The following is a 16,178-nucleotide window of genomic DNA, read 5'->3' as shown; positions in this document are numbered from 1 at the left end:
TGTTCGACGGCGAGGGCGCCTGCGTGCTGCGGCCCGACGCGCACAGCGCCGACCCGACCATGATGGTCACCGCCCAGCAGTTGCTGCGGGCGGTGGTCGACACCGGTGCGGCCCAGGTGATGCTGCTGCCCAACGGCTACGTCGCCGCCGAGGAGTTGGTGGCCGGGTGCACGGCGGCCATCGGCTGGGGCATCGATGTGGTCCCGGTTCCGACCGGGTCGATGGTGCAGGGGTTGTCCGCACTGGCGGTCCACGATCCGGGCCGGCCGGTCGTCGACGACGGCTACACCATGGCCCGGGCGGCCGGTACCACCCGGCACGGCTCGGTGCGTGTCGCCACCGAGCAGGCGCTGACCTGGGCCGGGACCTGCAGTCCCGGCGATGGGCTCGGCATCGCCGGCGACGAGGTGTTGATCGTGGCCGGTGACGTCGGCGGCGCCGCGATCGGCCTGATCGACCTGCTGCTGGCGGCCGGTGGTGAACTCGTCACGGTGCTGATCGGGGCCGAGCGCGACGGCGTGGCGGGCGATGTCGTCGACGTGCTGGCCAAGCATGTGCACGACCGTCATCCGGGCATCGAATTGGCGGCCTATGTCACCGGGCACCGGGGCGACGTGTTGCTGATCGGGGTCGAGTAGCGATGGTCACGCTGGCTGACCGGCTGGATTTCACCATCGGCGCCGATGCCGCGGAAAAGCTCGACGATGCATTCGGCATCCGTACCGTCGGCGACCTGCTGCGGCACTATCCGCGCAGCTACGTCGAAGGCACCGGGGTCCGTAGCGCGGCCGACAGCCGCCCCGAAGAAGGCGACCACATCACCATCGTCGACACCATCGGTTCCGCGGTGGTCAGAGACATGCAGCGCCGCAAGGGCAAATACCTCGCCGTCACCGTCGGTAGTGGACGCAACAAGGTCAGTGCGACGTTCTTCAACCCCAAAGGTCTGCGTTGGCGGCTGACGCCCGGCACCCGGGTGATGCTGTCTGGCGAAGTCAAGCTTTACCGGGGCGCGATCCAGCTCACTCATCCGGACTTCCTGGTACTCAAGGAAGCCGACGGCGCAGCCCACGAAAGCAACTTCGGCAGCAGTTCGCTGCGCAACATCGCCGACGCATCGCAAAAGGTCAGCGGGCAGCTCAACCAGGCGGACTTCGAGCGCAGCTGCTATCCGATCTATCCGGCCACCGCGAAACTGCAGAGCTGGGACATCTTCGCCTGTGTCCGGCAGGTTCTCGCGGTGCTCGATCCGGTCCCCGACCCGCTGCCGGCCGCGGTTCGTGCCGACCGTGGTCTGCTCAGCGAAGACGAAGCGCTGCGGGCGATCCACCTGTCGGAGAAGGCAGCCGAACGGGACCGTGCCCGCGAGCGGCTGGCCGTCGACGAAGCCTTCGGTTTGCAATGGGCGCTGGCGATGCGCCGGCACAGTGAACTATCCGAATCCGGCTTGCCTGCGCCACGCCGTGCGGACGGGTTGGTTGCAGAACTACTGCGGCGGCTGCCGTTCGAGCTGACGGCCGGACAGCGTGATGTGCTCGACGTATTGCAGGCCGAGCTGGGTCAGACGCGCCCGATGAACCGGCTGCTGCAGGGCGAAGTCGGGTCGGGGAAAACGATCGTGGCGCTGCTGGCGATGCTGCAGCTGGTTGATGCCGGCTATCAGTGCGCATTGCTGGCTCCCACCGAAGTGCTTGCCGCCCAACATGTCCGATCGATCCACGACATGCTCGGACCGCTGGCACTCGCCGGGCAGCTGGGCGGGTCGGACAATGCCACCGCGGTGACGCTGCTCACCGGTTCAATGGGGGCTGCTGCCAAGAAGCAGGCTCGCGCCGAGATCGCAGACGGTCGCGCCGGTATCGTCGTCGGCACCCATGCCCTGCTGGTCGACGCGGTCGAGTTCGCCAAGCTGGGCATGGTGGTCGTCGATGAACAGCACCGGTTCGGCGTCGAGCAGCGAGACCGGTTGCGCGCCAAAGCCCCCGATGGCATCACCCCGCACCTGCTGGTGATGACCGCGACACCGATTCCGCGCACCGTCGCGCTCACCGTCTACGGTGACCTGGAGACCTCCACGTTGCGTGAGCTCCCGCGCGGCCGCCAGCCGATCGTCAGCTCGGTGATCTTCGAGAAGGAGAAGCCGGCCTGGCTGGAGCGGGCCTTTGCGCGGATCCGCGAGGAGGTCGCCGCCGGCCGGCAGGCCTACGTGGTGGCGCCCCGCATCGACGAGTCAGACGACGGCGTCACGTCCGGCGCGGCCGAGCAGAACGGCCGAACCTCGGCCACCGCGGTGGGCCTGTTCGATCAGCTGCGGGCCGGGCCGCTGTCGGGGTTGCGATTGGGCTTGATGCACGGACGGCTCAGCGGCGACGAGAAGGACGCGGTGATGGCCGCGTTCCGTTCCGGGGCGGTGGATGTGCTGGTGTGTACCACTGTGATCGAGGTCGGCGTCGATGTGCCCAACGCCACCGTCATGCTGATCGCCGATGCCGACTGGTTCGGCATCAGCCAGTTGCACCAGCTGCGCGGCCGGATCGGCCGTGGTGAGCACGCCGGCCTCTGCCTGTTGGTGACCTCCGCCAACCCGACGTCCAAAGCCGGCAGACGGTTGTCGGCCGTCGCGGCAACGCTGGACGGGTTCGCACTCGCCGACCTGGACCTACGCGAGCGCGGCGAGGGAGATGTGTTGGGCCGCAACCAGTCCGGTTGGCGCGGCGGCCTGAAACTGCTATCGCTAGCCGATCACGGTGAGCTGATCGAAGCCGCCCGCGACTTCTGCGTGCGGGCCTGGGCTGCCGACCCGTCCGATCCCGGGTTGGCACTGCTGGCCGAGCCTTTCGCCGACATCGACTATCTGGACAAGGCATGAATCCCAGCCGCAAGACCCTGCTGTGGCTGGCCGTCGCGGCGCTGCTGGCCGTCGTCGTCGCCTTGCAGACCGTGTCCGCGGCGAATCATCGCGGTCGTGCCATCGCCGCGCAGGCCGGCATGCCTACCGTGGCGCCCGGCGCCGACGTGTTGGCCGGGATCACGGTGGTGCCGGCGCGCACCCACCGCTACGACTACCGCCGGTCGTTGTTCGGCGACGCCTGGGACGACGACAACGACGCCCCCGGTGGGCGCAACGGCTGCGACACCCGCAACGACATCCTCAACCGCGACCTGGTCGACATCACCCATGTCTCGACGAAACGCTGCGCGGCCGCGGTGGCGACCGGGACCCTGCACGATCCCTACACCAACGCCACGATCGCCTTCACCCGCGGCGCCAAGATCGGTGAGGCGGTGCAGATCGACCACATCGTGCCGCTGGCCTATGCCTGGGACATGGGTGCTGCAGCATGGCCGTACCGGCAGCGGCTGCGTTTCGCCAACGACCCGGCCAACCTGCTGGCGGTCGCCGGGCAGGCCAACCAGGACAAGGGCGATGCCGGGCCGGGGCAGTGGATGCCGCCGAACAAATCGTTCGCCTGCCAGTACGCCGTCGCCTATATCGCCGTGCTGCGCGGCTACGCGTTGCGCCTTGACCAGCCGTCGGCCGACGCGCTGCTCGAAGCGGCGGCCAGCTGCCCGGCCGGATAGAGCTGCGATGCCGAGACAAGCCGGGACGGGCGGGATCAGACTCCGGTGTAGGTGAGCGGGTCTTCGCGGAAGCGGGTGCCGTCGTCGAGCCCGTTGAGGCTGGCCATGTGTTCGTCGGCCAGCTCAAAGCCGAACACGTCGAGGTTGGCCGCGATGCGTTCGGGCTGGGACGACCGCGGGATGACCACGTTGCCCAGCTGCAGGCTCCAGCGGATCAGCACCTGCGCCGGGGTCTTGGCGTACTCGCCGGCGATCGCGGTCACCGCCGGATGGTCGAGCAATCGGGCCACGCCCAGCGGGCTGTAGGCCTCCGTGACGATGCCGCGCTCGGCGTGGACGGCCCGCAGTTCGGCCTGGTTGAGCAGCGGGTGCAGCTCGATCTGGTTGACCGCCGGCGTCTCGAACGCCAAATCGATGACGTCGTCGAGGTGCGCGGGGGTGAAGTTGCACACCCCGATCGAACGGGTCAGGCCCTGCTCCCGGGCCTGGATCAGGCCGCCGTAGCTGTCGACGTACATGCCCAGGGCGGGGGCCGGCCAGTGGATCAGGTACAGGTCCACATAGTCCAGTCCGAGCCGCTCCAGGCTGGCTTGGCAGGCCTGCATGGCGGCGGTCAGCCCCTGGTCGGCGTTGGCCAGCTTGGTGCTGACGAACAGTTCCTCGCGCGGGACGCCCGACGCGGCGATCGCCCGGCCCACCGCGGCCTCGTTGCCGTACACCTTGGCGGTGTCGATCAACCGGCAGCCCGACTCGAGCGCGGCACCGACCGCGCGCTCGGTCTCGGCGTCCGACAATTCGGCCACCCCGAGGCCCAGCGTCGGCATGGAATGGCCGTCGTTGAGCGCAACGGTGGGGATCGCAGTTCCCGGCGTCATCTCACCTACCTGTGTAATCGAATGTGCGTGGATCGGGTCCTAGTCGGGCGCGGTCGTCGAGCGAGGATATCGCGGCCATCTCGGCCGCGCCGAGTTCGAAGTCGAAGACTTCGAGGTTGCTGATGATGCGCTCAGGGTTCACCGATTTCGGAATCACGATATTACCGAGCTGAAGATGCCACCGGATGAGCACCTGCGCCGGGGTCCTACCGCAACGCTGCGCGACCTCGGTGACCGCCGGATGCGCCAGCAGCGAGCCGCGCCCCAGCGGCGCCCACGCCTCGGTGGCGATACCCAGGCGGGCGTGCACTTCACGCAGTTCGGGCTGGCTGAATCGCGGGTGGAGTTCGACCTGGTTCACCACCGGCACGATGCCGGTTCCGTCGATGAGCAACTCGAGGTGTTCACGCTCGAAGTTGCTCACCCCGATCGAGCGGATCCGGCCCTGATCGCGCAGGTGGGCCAGCGCCCGGAAGGTGTCGACGAATTTGCCACGTGCTGGAAGCGGCCAATGGATCAGGTAGAGGTCCAGGACGTCCAGGCCGAGCCGGTCCATGCTTTTCTCGAACGCCGTCAGCGTCGAATCGTATCCCTGATCGGCGTTCCACAGCTTGGTGACGAGGTACACCTCGTCGCGTGGTAGCCCCGACGCCGCGACCGCACGACCGACCTCACGCTCGTTGCCGTACAGCGCCGCGGTGTCGATGTGACGGTATCCGGCCGCAAGTGCGGTGCTCACCGCCCGTTCGGTATCGGCGGGCGAAATCTTGTAAACCCCGAAACCGACGCGGGGGATCGAATTACCGTCGTTGAGCGTGACCGAGCGCAAGTTACTTCGAACAGCCATGCCACGCAGTCTGCCAGCCGGGACCGGCCCCGGGGCGGCCACGCGATGGGCCGAACAACTGCAGAGCACCGTGTTCAACGTCGGCATGAAGGTGACGCCGATGCTGCCGATCGGGTTGCAGCGGCTGATGACCGGTGGGCGGTCGGTGACCATCGACGGCAACACGCTCGACCCGACGTTGCGGCTGGCGTTGGCCGGGCAGCGCGCGCTGGGCATCAACGGCATCATCGTCGACGACGACGCGGCCGCCTCCCGGGCCCAGATGCGCGAGCTGACCCAGGGGCTCGGCGGGGGCGACATCCACGGCTGCGAGGTTCGTGACATCGCGCTGCCCGGCCCGGCCGGCGACATCGCCGCCCGGCACTACCGGCCGATCGGTGGGCCGGACGGCCCCGAGGCCACCGCCCACCCGCTGCTGGTCTTCTATCACGGCGGCGGATTCGTGGTGGGGGACTTGGATACCCACGACGCGGTATGCCGACTGACCTGCCGCGACGCCGATGTCGCGGTGCTGTCGATCGATTATCGGCTGGCCCCGGAACATCCGGCGCCGGCCGCCCTCGATGACGCCTATGCGGCGTTCCGGTGGGCCTGCGAGCATGCCGCGGAACTGGGCGCGATCCCGGGGCGGATCGCCGTCGGCGGCGACAGTGCCGGTGGCAACCTGGCTGCCGGGGTGGCGTTGCTGGCCCGCGACGACTCCGGTCCGGCGCCGATCCTGCAGTGGCTGATCTACCCGGTGACCGACTCCGCGGCGGTGACCCGCTCGCGCACGCTCTACGGCGATGGTTACCTGCTCACCAAGCACGACATCGACTGGTTCACCGCCCAGTACGTGGGCCGCTCGCAGCTGGAGCCGACCGACCCGCGGGTGTCACCGCTGCTGGCCGGCGACCTGTCCGGGTTACCACCCGCGCTGATCACGGTCGCCGGCTTCGACCCGCTGCGCGACGAGGGTGAACTGTTCGCCGCGGCCCTGCGCGACGGCGGGGTCGTGGTCGATCTGCGACGGATGCGGTCGTTGACGCACGGATTCATCAATCTGTTCGGCCTGGGCGGCGGCAGCGCCACCGCGACGGCCGCGTTGATCTCGGCGCTGCGCGCCCACCTCAGCCGCAGCTGAGCCGCCGGGCCCGCGCCGGTACGCTGAACCGCAAAACCGACCACCGAACACGAGGATCAACCGACTGTGGCCAGCAAACCCAAACGCCCCGGCGCCTCCGGCCTGAAGGCCGGCGATCACAAACGCAACCTTGCCATGCAGATCGGGCTCATCGCCATCGTGGTGGTGTTCGCGGTGGGGCTGATCGGCTACATCGTGGTGTCCAACAGCCACAAGAAGGGCGCCGGGGCCGGTGAAGCGGTCCGGGTGACCTCGAGCAAGCTGGTCACCAAGGACGGCACCGACGAGCCCAAGGCGGTGCTGACGTTCTACGAGGACTTTCTCTGTCCGGCCTGCGGCAACCTCGAACGGGTGCTCGGCCCGACAGTGTCCCGGCTGATCGACAGCGGGGCGATCGCGGCCGACTACCACATGGTCGCGATCCTGGACCGGCCGCAGAACGACAATTACTCCTCGCGGGCGGGGGCCGCGGCGTACTGCGTCGCCGACGAGAACATCGACGCGTTCCGCCGGTTCCACACCGCGCTCTTCACCGCCGAACTGCAGCCCTCCGAGATCGGCACGGAATTCCCCGACGACAAACGGCTGATCGAGCTGGCCCGCCAAGCCGGCGCCGCCGGCAGCGTTCCGGCCTGCATCAACAGCGGCAAGTACCTCAAGATGGTGGGCGGCATGGCCCAGTCCGCCGGCATTCACGCCACCCCGACGCTACGCATCAACGGCGAGGATTACCGCCCGTCGACCCCGGAAGCCCTGGTCTCGAAGATCCGCGAGATCGTCGGCGACCTGCCGGGTATGGACGTGCCGGCCCAGGAGTCGTGAGCATCGCCGCTCCGACGGAATCACCCGCGCCGCTGGCACCGGGGACGCAGCCGGCGCCGTCCTCGGCCTGGCTGACGCTGATCGCCGGGGTCATCGGGCTGGCCGCCTCGGTCACGCTGACCGTGGAGAAAATCCGGCTGCTCACCGATACCGCCTATGTGCCCTCGTGCAATCTCAACCCGGTGTTGTCCTGCGGACCGGTGATGGCCACCCCGCAGGCATCGGTGGTGGGCTTCCCGAACCCGCTGTTGGGCATCGTGGCGTTCACTGTCGTGGTGGTCACCGGTGTGCTGGCGGTGACGAAAGTGTCGCTACCGCACTGGTATTGGGTCGGTCTGGCGATCGGTACGCTGGGCGGGGCCGGCTTCGTGCACTGGCTGATCTTCCAGAGTCTGTATCGAATCGGCGCGCTGTGCCCCTACTGCATGGTGGTCTGGGCTGTCACCATGCTGCTGCTGGTGACCTTCGCAGCCTTGGCATTGCAGTCCGGTCGCATACACAAAAGTTTGCAGCTTTTGCACCGGTGGCGGTGGACGTTGATTGCATTATGGTTTATCGGGTTATTCCTGTTGGTATTCATCAGATTTCAGGACTACTGGTTGACGTTGGTTTAAGGGGTGCGGTGTGATCTCCAAAGTGCTGGTCGCCAACCGTGGAGAGATCGCGATCCGCGCGTTTCGTGCCGCTTATGAGCTGGGGATCGACACGGTCGCGGTCTATGCCTACGAGGACCGTAATTCGGTGCATCGCCTTAAAGCTGATGAGTCGTATCAGATCGGTGAGCCGGGCCATCCGGTGCGCGCCTACCTGTCGGTGGAGGCGATCGTTGCCACCGCGAAGCGGTGCGGGGCTGATGCGGTCTATCCCGGGTATGGCTTTTTAGCGGAGAACCCGCGGCTGGCGCAGGCCTGTGCAGATGCCGGGATCGCCTTTGTCGGGCCGAGTGCGGCGGTGCTGGCGCTGGCCGGCAACAAGTCCCATGCGGTGGCCGCGGCGCGCGAGGCGGGGTTGCCGGTGCTGGCGTCCTCGGAGCCGTCACGCTCGGTCGAGGAGTTGGTCGCGGCGGCAGCCGATATGTCGTTTCCGGTGTTCGTCAAGGCGGTTGCCGGCGGGGGTGGTCGCGGGATGCGCCGGGTCGCCGACGGTGAGGGGCTGGCCGAGGCGGTCGAGGCGGCCAGTCGGGAAGCCGAGTCGGCGTTCGGGGATGCCACGGTGTATCTGGAGCAGGCGGTGATCAACCCGCGTCACATCGAGGTGCAGATTTTGGCCGATACCCACGGCAATGTGGTGCACCTGTTTGAGCGGGATTGCAGTGTGCAGCGCCGGCATCAGAAGGTCGTCGAGTTGGCGCCGGCGCCGAACCTGGATCCGGGATTACGGGACAACATCTGTGCTGATGCGGTCGCCTTCGCCCGGCACATCGGCTACAGCTGCGCGGGCACGGTGGAGTTTTTGCTGGATGAGCGTGGCCATTATGTGTTCATCGAGATGAATCCGCGGATCCAGGTGGAGCACACGGTCACCGAGGAGATCACCGATGTGGATCTGGTCTCGGCCCAGTTGCGGGTGGCTGCCGGGGAATCCCTGCAGGATTTGGGGCTGGATCAAGAGGACATTGTTTTGCACGGCGCGGCGCTGCAGTGCCGGATCACTACCGAGGACCCGGCGAACGGGTTTCGGCCCGACACCGGGAGGGTCACCGCCTACCGCAGCCCGGGTGGTGCGGGCATCCGGCTCGACGGTGGTACCCACCTGGGCGCGGAGATCAGCCCGCATTTCGACTCGATGCTGGTCAAATTGACCTGTCGGGGCCGGGATTTTGCGACTGCGGTGAACCGGGCACGCCGGGCGATCGCCGAGTTCCGGATCCGGGGGGTCTCGACGAACATCCCGTTTTTGCAGGCGGTGCTCGACGATCCCGATTTCCGGGCCGGCAAGATCACCACGTCGTTCATCGATGAGCGCCCGCAACTGTTGACCTCACACGCCTCGGCTGACCGCGGCACCAAGATCTTGACCTACTTGGCTGATGTCACCGTCAACCAGCCCCACGGTGCGCGGCCCTCGGCGGTCTACCCGCGCGACAAGCTGCCCGAGATCGACTTGTCGAGCACCCCGCCGCCGGGATCCAAACAGCGGCTGATGACGCTGGGACCGGAGGGGTTTGCCCGCTGGTTGCGCGAGTCGCCGGCCGTCGCGGTCACCGAGACGACGTTTCGTGATGCGCACCAGTCGCTGTTGGCTACCCGGTTGCGCACCAAAGGCCTGCTGAACGTGGCGCCCTATATCGCCCGGACCACCCCGCAACTGTTGTCGATGGAGTGCTGGGGCGGAGCGACTTACGATGTGGCGCTGCGCTTTTTGAAAGAGGATCCGTGGGAGCGGCTGGCGGTGCTGCGCGAGACGCTGCCCAACATCTGCCTGCAGATGCTGCTGCGGGGCCGCAACACCGTCGGCTACACCCCCTACCCGGAGCTGGTGTGCTCGGCGTTCGTGGCTGAGGCCACCGCAACCGGCATTGATATCTTCCGGATCTTCGATGCGCTCAACAATGTCGATTCGATGCGCCCGGCGATCGAGGCGGTGCGCGAAACCGGCAGCGCGGTCGCCGAAGTCGCCATGTGCTACACCGGTGACCTGACCAGCCCGGCCGAGAATCTCTACACCCTGGACTACTACCTCAGGCTCGCCGAGCAGATCGTCGAGGCCGGCGCGCATGTGCTGGCCATCAAGGACATGGCCGGGCTGCTGCGGCCCGCGGCGGCCACCACGTTAGTCGCTGCGCTGCGCAGCCGCTTCGACCTGCCGATCCACGTGCACACCCACGACACCCCGGGTGGGCAGTTGGCCACCTACGAGGCGGCCTGGCATGCCGGTGCCGACGCCGTCGACGGGGCGGCCGCACCGCTGGCCGGCACCACCAGCCAGCCCGCGCTCAGTTCGATCGTGGCTGCGGCGGCCAACACCGACTACGACACCGGCCTGTCCCTGTCGGCGGTGTGCGACCTGGAGCCCTATTGGGAAGGGGTGCGAAAGGTTTATGCGCCGTTTGAATCCGGTCTGGCAGGACCGACTGGCCGGGTCTACCGCCACGAGATCCCGGGCGGTCAGCTGTCCAACCTGCACCAGCAGGCCAAGGCGCTGGGACTGGCCGACCGGTTCGAAGAGATCGAAGCCAACTACGCCGGAGCCGATGCGGTGCTGGGCCGACTGATCAAAGTCACCCCGAGCTCCAAGGTGGTCGGGGATCTGGCACTGGCCCTAGTCGGCGCCGGCATCACCGCGCAAGACTTCGCCGCCGACCCCGCACGCGTGGACATCCCCGACTCGGTGATCGGTTTCCTGCGCGGGGAACTCGGCGAGCCGGCCGGCGGCTGGCCCGAACCGTTGCGCACCACGGCCTTAGCCGGACGAGGGCCAGCACGCGAGGTGCAGACACTATCCACCGACGACGAGGCCGCCCTGGCGCTGACCGGACCCAAGCGCCAAGCCACCCTCAACCGGCTGCTGTTCCCCGGACCCACCAAGGAATTCGAGGAACACCGCGACCTCTACGGCGACACCTCACAACTGTCAGCCAACCAGTTCTTCTACGGGCTGCGGCAAGGCGAAGAGCACCGGGTCCGCCTCGAGCGCGGCGTGGAACTGCTGATCGGCCTAGAAGCCATCTCCGAGCCCGACGAACGCGGCATGCGCACCGTGATGTGCATCATCAACGGCCAGCTGCGGCCGGTCGAGGTACGCGACCGCAGTGTGGCCAGCCAGGCACCGGTCGCCGAAAAGGCCGACCGCACCAAACCCGGCCACATCGCCGCACCGTTCGCCGGCGTCGTCACCATCGGGGTGACCGACGGTGAGCAGGTCAGCGCCGGGCAGACCGTGGCCACCATCGAAGCGATGAAGATGGAAGCCGCCATCACCGCGCCGGCTGATGGCACCGTGCAGCGGGTGGCAGTCGCCCAGACCGCCCAAGTTGAAGGCGGTGACCTGCTGGTGGTGCTGAGCTGACCCGCATCATCGGCGGCACCGCAGGCGGACGACGCATCACCGTGCCGCCGCGCGGCACCCGGCCGACCACCGACCGGGTACGCGAGGCACTGTTCAACGTGCTCGACGCCCGGTTGGAACTGACCGAGATGGCAGTGCTGGATCTGTACGCCGGGTCGGGGGCGCTGGGCTTGGAGGCGCTGTCGCGGGGCGCGGCCACGGCGCTATTCGTCGAATCGGACCGACGCGCCGCCGAGGTGCTGGCCGCCAACATCGCCGCACTGGGTTTGTCCGGTGCGACCCTGCGCCGCGGCACGGTGGCCTCGGTGCTGACCGCCGGCACTGATCGGCCGATGGATCTGGTGCTGGCCGATCCGCCCTACGAGGTTTCCGCCGCCGACATCGACGCGCTTCCGGGGCTGCTGGCCGCCGGCGGCTGGGCCGGGCCGGGCACCGTCGTGGTGATCGAGCGGGCGGCCTCGAGTCCTGCGACGCAGTGGCCGGACGGCTGGGCGGTGTGGCCCGACCGCCGTTACGGCGACACCCGGCTGGAACTGGCCGAGCTGGGCTGACCTGACGACTTCAGGCGCTGGACGTAAGGCCGTCACGTTCGTTGCTCAGGTTCACGCGTGCCCGTGTTTCCCACTGCGCGTGGGCGTACGGCGTCCGGTATATAGCGGGTCCGTTGAGCAATGCGCGCAAGACATTTGCGCGCCCGGCCCGAAAGGTCTCATCCAGAACGTGGGCGTACTCGGCGCGGACCGCGGCGGTGTAGGCCGCGTATCGGTCCGGTGGTGCGGCGAGGATCGCCAAGTCGGCATCGGAGAGGACTTCACCGTTGCGATCGCCGGGCGCAGGGGCATGAGAAGCGGTGAGCCGCACCAAGCGAGAAACTTCGCGGACCAAGACAGGCGCTAGCCCGAGGGCATCGAGGTCGGATTCGGCGCGGCGCGCGCTGTTTTCCTCGTCATCGGGCCGGCCGCGGTAAACGACGTCGTGGTACCAGGCTGCAAGTCGTACCGCATCGGGGTCATCCGCGTGTGCGGCGAGTTCGTCGACGCGGATCAGTACCTCACGAAGGTGGGCAGTGTTGTGGTATCGCCGATGTGGCTCGCCCCAAGACGTCAACAGCGCCTGCCCGATCTCCGCCGTTTCGGTTGCAGCGCTGTGCTTCTGGATGAGTGTTTGCCAAGTGGCCAGCAGATCCGCAAACTCTTCCGGTGGAATCACTCGTCGGTATAGAGAGCGAGTTGGTCGAAGGCCACAAATGCGGTCCTCGTCGGATCGTCCACGGGGTGGACTTGGACGCTGAGCGTGACGTTAGGGGTGTCATCAACCGCAATCACATCCGTGACGCCCGCTGGCAGATCGGCGTCTATGCCAGCATCATCTGTAGGGTAGGCCGCCAGTAAGCGCAGTTTCTTACCTCGCAAGCCGGTTGTATCGTAGCGAAACTGTCGGAACTGTCCCTTAGGGCCTGAAACCTGATCTGATCGGCTCATCCCCTGATTATCCCTCATCGATGCTCGGAGAGGGTGGTGAGGAACGCATGGTAAACGGCGTCACTGAGATCGACGATGTCGCCACGGAGTTTTGTAAGACATCTCGCCTCGATGAACAAGCTATGCAGGATCAAAAGACCTCGCGCACTTTCCCTGCCTGCGAGGTAGGTGCTCTGTTGTGCCCAAACCTGCAGCCCGCCGGTGTCGAAATATCCGCTGCTGCGTAGCGCGATGCTGCCCGGCACCGGGAGAGGTAAGTCTCGAGTGTTGATGCCATGGGCATGGAGATCGCGTAGAGCGCAGTCAGCGTTATCGCGGACTGCATCGAGCGGGGGAACACCGGTGAAGGCACAGACGCTGATCGTTTCGCAACCTACACCTCCGCCGCTGTCTCGCGGCAGATTGCACACTGCGATTCGTGCAGGCTGCACACTTTCGCCATCCAGGCGCGCAAGAAGCCAACCGGCCGGCAGTCCCAATTTCGCCAACCACTCCGGCGACTCCTTACCGGGAACTGGGCTGAAATCGTTCACGTCGCGGGCCACCACATCCGCCAGCGACGACACCGCCACTAACCGCGCCCATTCATCGGAAGAATCCGGTGTTTCAGTGGTCATCGGGCGAATGGGTGTGCAAGCTTGGGTAACTGGGTCAAGATCCACGCTCCGACCGCCCCGGCCCCGGCGAGCACGCCTCCCTTTGCAAGGTCACCGGAGGCTGGAGGATGCGGTGGCGGGATCGTCATCGGCGGGGCCGGCGGCTGCGGCATCGCCGGGGGTTCCGGCAAATCTGAACCAAAAATCGGTGCGGGTCCTGGAGGCGCGGTTTGAAATCCCGGAGGTGAAGGATCCTGCAGCCAAGGCGGGAGCGGAGGATGGTCAAGCACCGGCGGTGACACTGCAACCGGCGGATGATCAGCAACAGGCGGTGGAACGGCAATCGGAGGATGGTCGCCGATGGGCGGCAGAACGGGCGGCGAGTTAATCACCGGCGCACCGCCCGGCCCGGAACCGCCCGTCGCGGGCGGGCGTATGGGCGGTAACGGCGGCGGATGCTCCGGATCAACCCCGGCCGCCTCGTTGACGCTGGCCCGGCTGCGGGTCGAGCTTTCGATGATCGAGTCGTAAAGATCGTTGCCAGAGAGGCCTCTTGCCTTCCGCTGCGCCACGATGTCGTCCCACGTGTAGTTGGGATTTTTCTCCGTGATTTCGGTGGCCTTCTCACGGTTACTCATCAGGTCGCGAACCCAGCTTCGCAGCGAATTACGTTGGTCGAACATAATCCTCGCCCGCTCTTCGGGACTCAACCCTTGTCTGATGAGCTGCTCGTTGAGGTCGCGCATCCGCAACTCTCCCTGTGCGTAAACAGCACGGGCCTCCTCCCCAGACAACGACCCAGGGTTGTAGTCGGGAAGCCCGAGCTTGCCTACCGGATCAGGCTCCGACGGCGGTAGATGTGGCGGAGGGGCATCTTTTCGGAACTTGTTGTCCACCAGCTGCACCCCGCGGTTGCGTTGGTCGGAAGCCTTAGGGGATTCGTTGAATCGCAGGTTGCCGAAATCGGCGGTGGCCGTTTCGAGTCGGGAGGTGAGTGCGGCGTCCTCGGCGACGAGGTTGGCGACTCGGTGGCGGATGAAGCTGGCGTGTGCCTCTGCTTGGCCCTGGCGTTCGGCGAGTTGTTCTTCGGTATAAACCGGCCGGGTGTCGACGACCTGATAATGCCCGCTCACCACAAAGCCATCACGCTCGGCATCATCGACCGCGTCGAGCACCAGCTGCTTGCTTGCTTCCAAAGTCTGCTGGCCTCGCCGGGTGACGGCTGCGGCATCTCCGTGTGCCCACCCCCAACTGCGTAGCTTCATCACATCGGCGTCAGCCTGGTGGATCGCCCCGTCGGCGCCGGCACCCTCCCATTCGACACCGCCCGGCGTGCGCACTTGCTGGGCTATCTCAGCGAACCCCGACTGTGCTTTCGCCGAAACCTTTTCGCACCAGTCGGCGAATGAGCTCAGGTGGTCGAATGTCGCTGAGCGCACCTGCGGTAGCGTCGGAAACCCCGCAGGCAGCGCACCGAGAGCGGCCATCAGCGTCGTACGAGAACGGTGAACTGTACGGCGGCGTGCTGTTCGTTTGTGGTGTAGTCGCTCGCGGCTTTGGTGTACATCTCCGCGCGAGCCTCCAGGCGACTGGCGGCGATGGCCAAGTCCGCACACGCCTCGGCTTGTGACGCGTTCACCACTGCTGCGTTCGTCTGCCAGGACGACGCGGAGGCTGGCGGCGCCGCGGCAGCAGCGGACAACTCGCCGCTCACGGCTTCGCAGCGAAGACCCAGTTGCCGCAGGCCAGCTGCCAGCACTTTCACACGGCGGCCGGGTGTGTCGGCGGGCATAGACGAAATATTAACGGTTCGTTCGCGCTCGGGTTTACGTAGCGGGCGGCGTGAGAAGCAAATTGGTACGTCGAGGAATGGGGGTCAGATCGGCTGGTGTGATGGCCCTCGCTGCTGTCGGCGGGTGGGAGGTGTGGCCGGCTCGTCGCTACGGCGACACCCGGTTGGAGCTGGCCGAATGGTCCGGCTGGGACTGCTAGCGTCTTGAGCCATGAGCGGTGCGTTGTGCCCTGGTTCGTTCGACCCGGTGACCCTGGGACACGTCGACATTCTGGAGCGTGCGGCCGCACAGTTCGATGAGGTGGTGGCCGCGGTGCTGATCAACCCGGCCAAAAAGGGCATGTTCAGCCTGGAGGAGCGCCTCGAGATGATCACCGAAGCCACCGCGCACCTGCCCAATGTGCGCGCGGAGTCGGGCCGGGGGCTGGTGGTCGACTTCGTCCGCGAGCGAGGGCTGACCGCGATCGTCAAGGGCCTGCGCACCGGTACCGACTTCGAGTACGAGCTGCAGATGGCCCAGATGAACAAGCACATCGCCGGGGTGGACACGTTTTTCGTGGCGACCACGCCGCGGTATTCGTTCGTGTCGTCGTCGCTGGCCAAGGAGGTGGCGTCGATGGGCGGCAACGTCTCCGATCTGCTGCCCGAGCCGGTGAACCGGCGACTGGCGGAGAAGCTGGGGCGCTAGCCGTTTACCGCCGAGGTCAGGGTGGGGGTTTGGTGTTGAGGGCCCGTTCGGCGGCGATGGCTTGGGCACGGTTTTGGGCCCGGGTTCGTCGGCGGGTGGGCATCATCAATGTCCGGCCGGGGCAATCGGGTTTCCGGGCGGCCGGTTCGGGGAGCCTGCCGGTGGGTAGGCACAGCGCCGGGAAGAGTAGGCGGCTACCCGGGTGGGTGGTGTAGCTGGCCCCGGTGGGGCTGGTCCACTCGATGGTGCCGTCCGGGTGCTGGCGATCGCGCCAGCCGTGAAATGTCTTGAGCAAGTGATGCTTTCGGCACAACGTCCGCAGATTCGACGGATGCGTGAGCCCGCCGGCGTCATAGGCGACGGC

General features: G+C 66.9%; 16 protein-coding genes and 1 pseudogene. 9 read left to right on the top strand and 8 right to left on the bottom strand.

All coding sequences use genetic code 11. The annotated features are described in order from the left end of the window. The 3 genes and pseudogenes from DQP56_RS17200 to DQP56_RS17190 form a co-directional block, all read left to right on the top strand. A pseudogene (locus DQP56_RS17200) lies at positions 1–638 on the top strand (DAK2 domain-containing protein); the annotation flags it as partial. A 2-nt stretch (positions 639–640) separates the two neighbouring features. Continuing rightward, positions 641–2,869, top strand: a complete 2,229-nt coding sequence (recG, locus tag DQP56_RS17195; protein WP_112687434.1) for an ATP-dependent DNA helicase RecG — start codon at positions 641–643, stop codon at positions 2,867–2,869. Then, positions 2,866–3,582 (top strand): HNH endonuclease family protein, encoded by a 717-nt coding sequence (locus DQP56_RS17190; protein WP_112687432.1) that lies wholly within the window; start codon positions 2,866–2,868, stop codon positions 3,580–3,582. Before recG ends, DQP56_RS17190 begins: the two co-directional genes overlap by 4 nt. A gap of 35 nt (positions 3,583–3,617) precedes the next feature. Here the strand turns inward: DQP56_RS17190 and DQP56_RS17185 are convergent, their stop codons facing one another. After that, positions 3,618–4,457 (bottom strand): aldo/keto reductase, encoded by an 840-nt coding sequence (locus tag DQP56_RS17185; protein ID WP_112687430.1) that lies wholly within the window; start codon positions 4,455–4,457, stop codon positions 3,618–3,620. Between the two features lies 1 nt (position 4,458). Then, the gene (locus DQP56_RS17180) at positions 4,459–5,304 is read right to left on the bottom strand and encodes an aldo/keto reductase (protein WP_205868903.1); all 846 of its coding nucleotides are present in this window, start codon (positions 5,302–5,304) and stop codon (positions 4,459–4,461) included. Here DQP56_RS17180 and DQP56_RS17175 point away from each other — a divergent pair. The 5 genes from DQP56_RS17175 (at position 5,303) to rsmD (ending at position 11,808) form a co-directional block, all read left to right on the top strand. Then, positions 5,303–6,427 (top strand): alpha/beta hydrolase, encoded by a 1,125-nt coding sequence (locus DQP56_RS17175; RefSeq protein WP_112687426.1) that lies wholly within the window; start codon positions 5,303–5,305, stop codon positions 6,425–6,427. The genes DQP56_RS17180 and DQP56_RS17175 overlap by 2 nt on opposite strands. Before the next feature lie 66 nt (positions 6,428–6,493). Beyond that, positions 6,494–7,249, top strand: coding sequence for a DsbA family protein (locus tag DQP56_RS17170; protein WP_112687424.1), 756 nt, complete (start codon positions 6,494–6,496; stop codon positions 7,247–7,249). Beyond that, complete coding sequence (locus tag DQP56_RS17165; RefSeq protein ID WP_112687422.1) at positions 7,246–7,863, top strand: vitamin K epoxide reductase family protein; 618 nt, start codon at positions 7,246–7,248, stop codon at positions 7,861–7,863. The genes DQP56_RS17170 and DQP56_RS17165 overlap by 4 nt, the downstream gene beginning before the upstream one ends. Positions 7,864–7,873: 10 nt before the next feature. Beyond that, positions 7,874–11,257: a pyruvate carboxylase gene (locus DQP56_RS17160; RefSeq protein WP_112687420.1), complete on the top strand. Its 3,384-nt coding sequence runs from the start codon at positions 7,874–7,876 to the stop codon at positions 11,255–11,257. Beyond that, positions 11,254–11,808 carry a 16S rRNA (guanine(966)-N(2))-methyltransferase RsmD gene (gene rsmD / locus DQP56_RS17155; protein ID WP_112687418.1) on the top strand — a complete coding sequence of 185 codons (555 nt, stop codon included), beginning with the start codon at positions 11,254–11,256 and terminating at the stop codon, positions 11,806–11,808. The genes DQP56_RS17160 and rsmD overlap by 4 nt, the downstream gene beginning before the upstream one ends. Before the next feature lie 10 nt (positions 11,809–11,818). Here rsmD and DQP56_RS17150 read toward each other — a convergent pair whose 3' ends face one another. Genes DQP56_RS17150 through DQP56_RS17135 form a run of 5 tightly spaced genes read right to left on the bottom strand, consistent with a single transcriptional unit; the run spans position 11,819 to position 15,126 of the window. Beyond that, positions 11,819–12,466 carry an HD domain-containing protein gene (locus DQP56_RS17150; RefSeq protein ID WP_234825711.1) on the bottom strand — a complete coding sequence of 216 codons (648 nt, stop codon included), beginning with the start codon at positions 12,464–12,466 and terminating at the stop codon, positions 11,819–11,821. Then, positions 12,463–12,738 (bottom strand): DUF7161 family protein, encoded by a 276-nt coding sequence (locus tag DQP56_RS24470; protein WP_133258957.1) that lies wholly within the window; start codon positions 12,736–12,738, stop codon positions 12,463–12,465. Before DQP56_RS24470 ends, DQP56_RS17150 begins: the two co-directional genes overlap by 4 nt. A 14-nt stretch (positions 12,739–12,752) precedes the next feature. Further along, positions 12,753–13,355 carry a hypothetical protein gene (locus DQP56_RS24465; RefSeq protein WP_133258956.1) on the bottom strand — a complete coding sequence of 201 codons (603 nt, stop codon included), beginning with the start codon at positions 13,353–13,355 and terminating at the stop codon, positions 12,753–12,755. Further along, positions 13,352–14,821: a hypothetical protein gene (locus tag DQP56_RS24460; RefSeq protein ID WP_133258955.1), complete on the bottom strand. Its 1,470-nt coding sequence runs from the start codon at positions 14,819–14,821 to the stop codon at positions 13,352–13,354. Before DQP56_RS24460 ends, DQP56_RS24465 begins: the two co-directional genes overlap by 4 nt. Beyond that, the gene (locus DQP56_RS17135; RefSeq protein WP_112687412.1) at positions 14,821–15,126 is read right to left on the bottom strand and encodes a hypothetical protein; all 306 of its coding nucleotides are present in this window, start codon (positions 15,124–15,126) and stop codon (positions 14,821–14,823) included. The genes DQP56_RS24460 and DQP56_RS17135 overlap by 1 nt, the downstream gene beginning before the upstream one ends. Before the next feature lie 211 nt (positions 15,127–15,337). Between DQP56_RS17135 and coaD the strand changes: the two genes are divergently transcribed. Next, complete coding sequence (coaD, locus tag DQP56_RS17130) at positions 15,338–15,814, top strand: pantetheine-phosphate adenylyltransferase (protein ID WP_112687410.1); 477 nt, start codon at positions 15,338–15,340, stop codon at positions 15,812–15,814. Positions 15,815–15,830: 16 nt separating this feature from the next. Here the strand turns inward: coaD and DQP56_RS17125 are convergent. Then, positions 15,831–16,178 (bottom strand): HNH endonuclease signature motif containing protein (locus DQP56_RS17125; protein ID WP_133258954.1); only part of this gene is annotated, 348 nt, incomplete at its 5' end.

Origin of the sequence: Mycolicibacter senuensis (genome assembly GCF_003284925.1) — a bacterium.
Lineage (GTDB): Bacteria > Actinomycetota > Actinomycetes > Mycobacteriales > Mycobacteriaceae > Mycobacterium > Mycobacterium algericum_A.
The sequence above is the reverse complement of the archived record's forward strand: the minus strand, read 5'-3'. Positions and strand labels throughout refer to the sequence as shown.

What these genes read in the sequence shown, in the direction of transcription:
- DQP56_RS17175 (WP_112687426.1), top strand. Translation starts at nt 5,303, where the DNA reads ATGCCACGCAGTCTGCCAGCCGGGACCGGCCCCGGGGCGGCCACGCGA.
- DQP56_RS17185 (WP_112687430.1), bottom strand. Translation starts at nt 4,457, where the DNA reads ATGACGCCGGGAACTGCGATCCCCACCGTTGCGCTCAACGACGGCCAT.
- coaD (WP_112687410.1), top strand. Translation starts at nt 15,338, where the DNA reads ATGAGCGGTGCGTTGTGCCCTGGTTCGTTCGACCCGGTGACCCTGGGA.
- DQP56_RS17180 (WP_205868903.1), bottom strand. Translation starts at nt 5,304, where the DNA reads ATGGCTGTTCGAAGTAACTTGCGCTCGGTCACGCTCAACGACGGTAAT.
- recG (WP_112687434.1), top strand. Translation starts at nt 641, where the DNA reads ATGGTCACGCTGGCTGACCGGCTGGATTTCACCATCGGCGCCGATGCC.
- DQP56_RS17190 (WP_112687432.1), top strand. Translation starts at nt 2,866, where the DNA reads ATGAATCCCAGCCGCAAGACCCTGCTGTGGCTGGCCGTCGCGGCGCTG.
- DQP56_RS24470 (WP_133258957.1), bottom strand. Translation starts at nt 12,738, where the DNA reads ATGAGCCGATCAGATCAGGTTTCAGGCCCTAAGGGACAGTTCCGACAG.
- DQP56_RS24465 (WP_133258956.1), bottom strand. Translation starts at nt 13,355, where the DNA reads ATGACCACTGAAACACCGGATTCTTCCGATGAATGGGCGCGGTTAGTG.
- DQP56_RS17135 (WP_112687412.1), bottom strand. Translation starts at nt 15,126, where the DNA reads ATGCCCGCCGACACACCCGGCCGCCGTGTGAAAGTGCTGGCAGCTGGC.
- DQP56_RS24460 (WP_133258955.1), bottom strand. Translation starts at nt 14,821, where the DNA reads ATGGCCGCTCTCGGTGCGCTGCCTGCGGGGTTTCCGACGCTACCGCAG.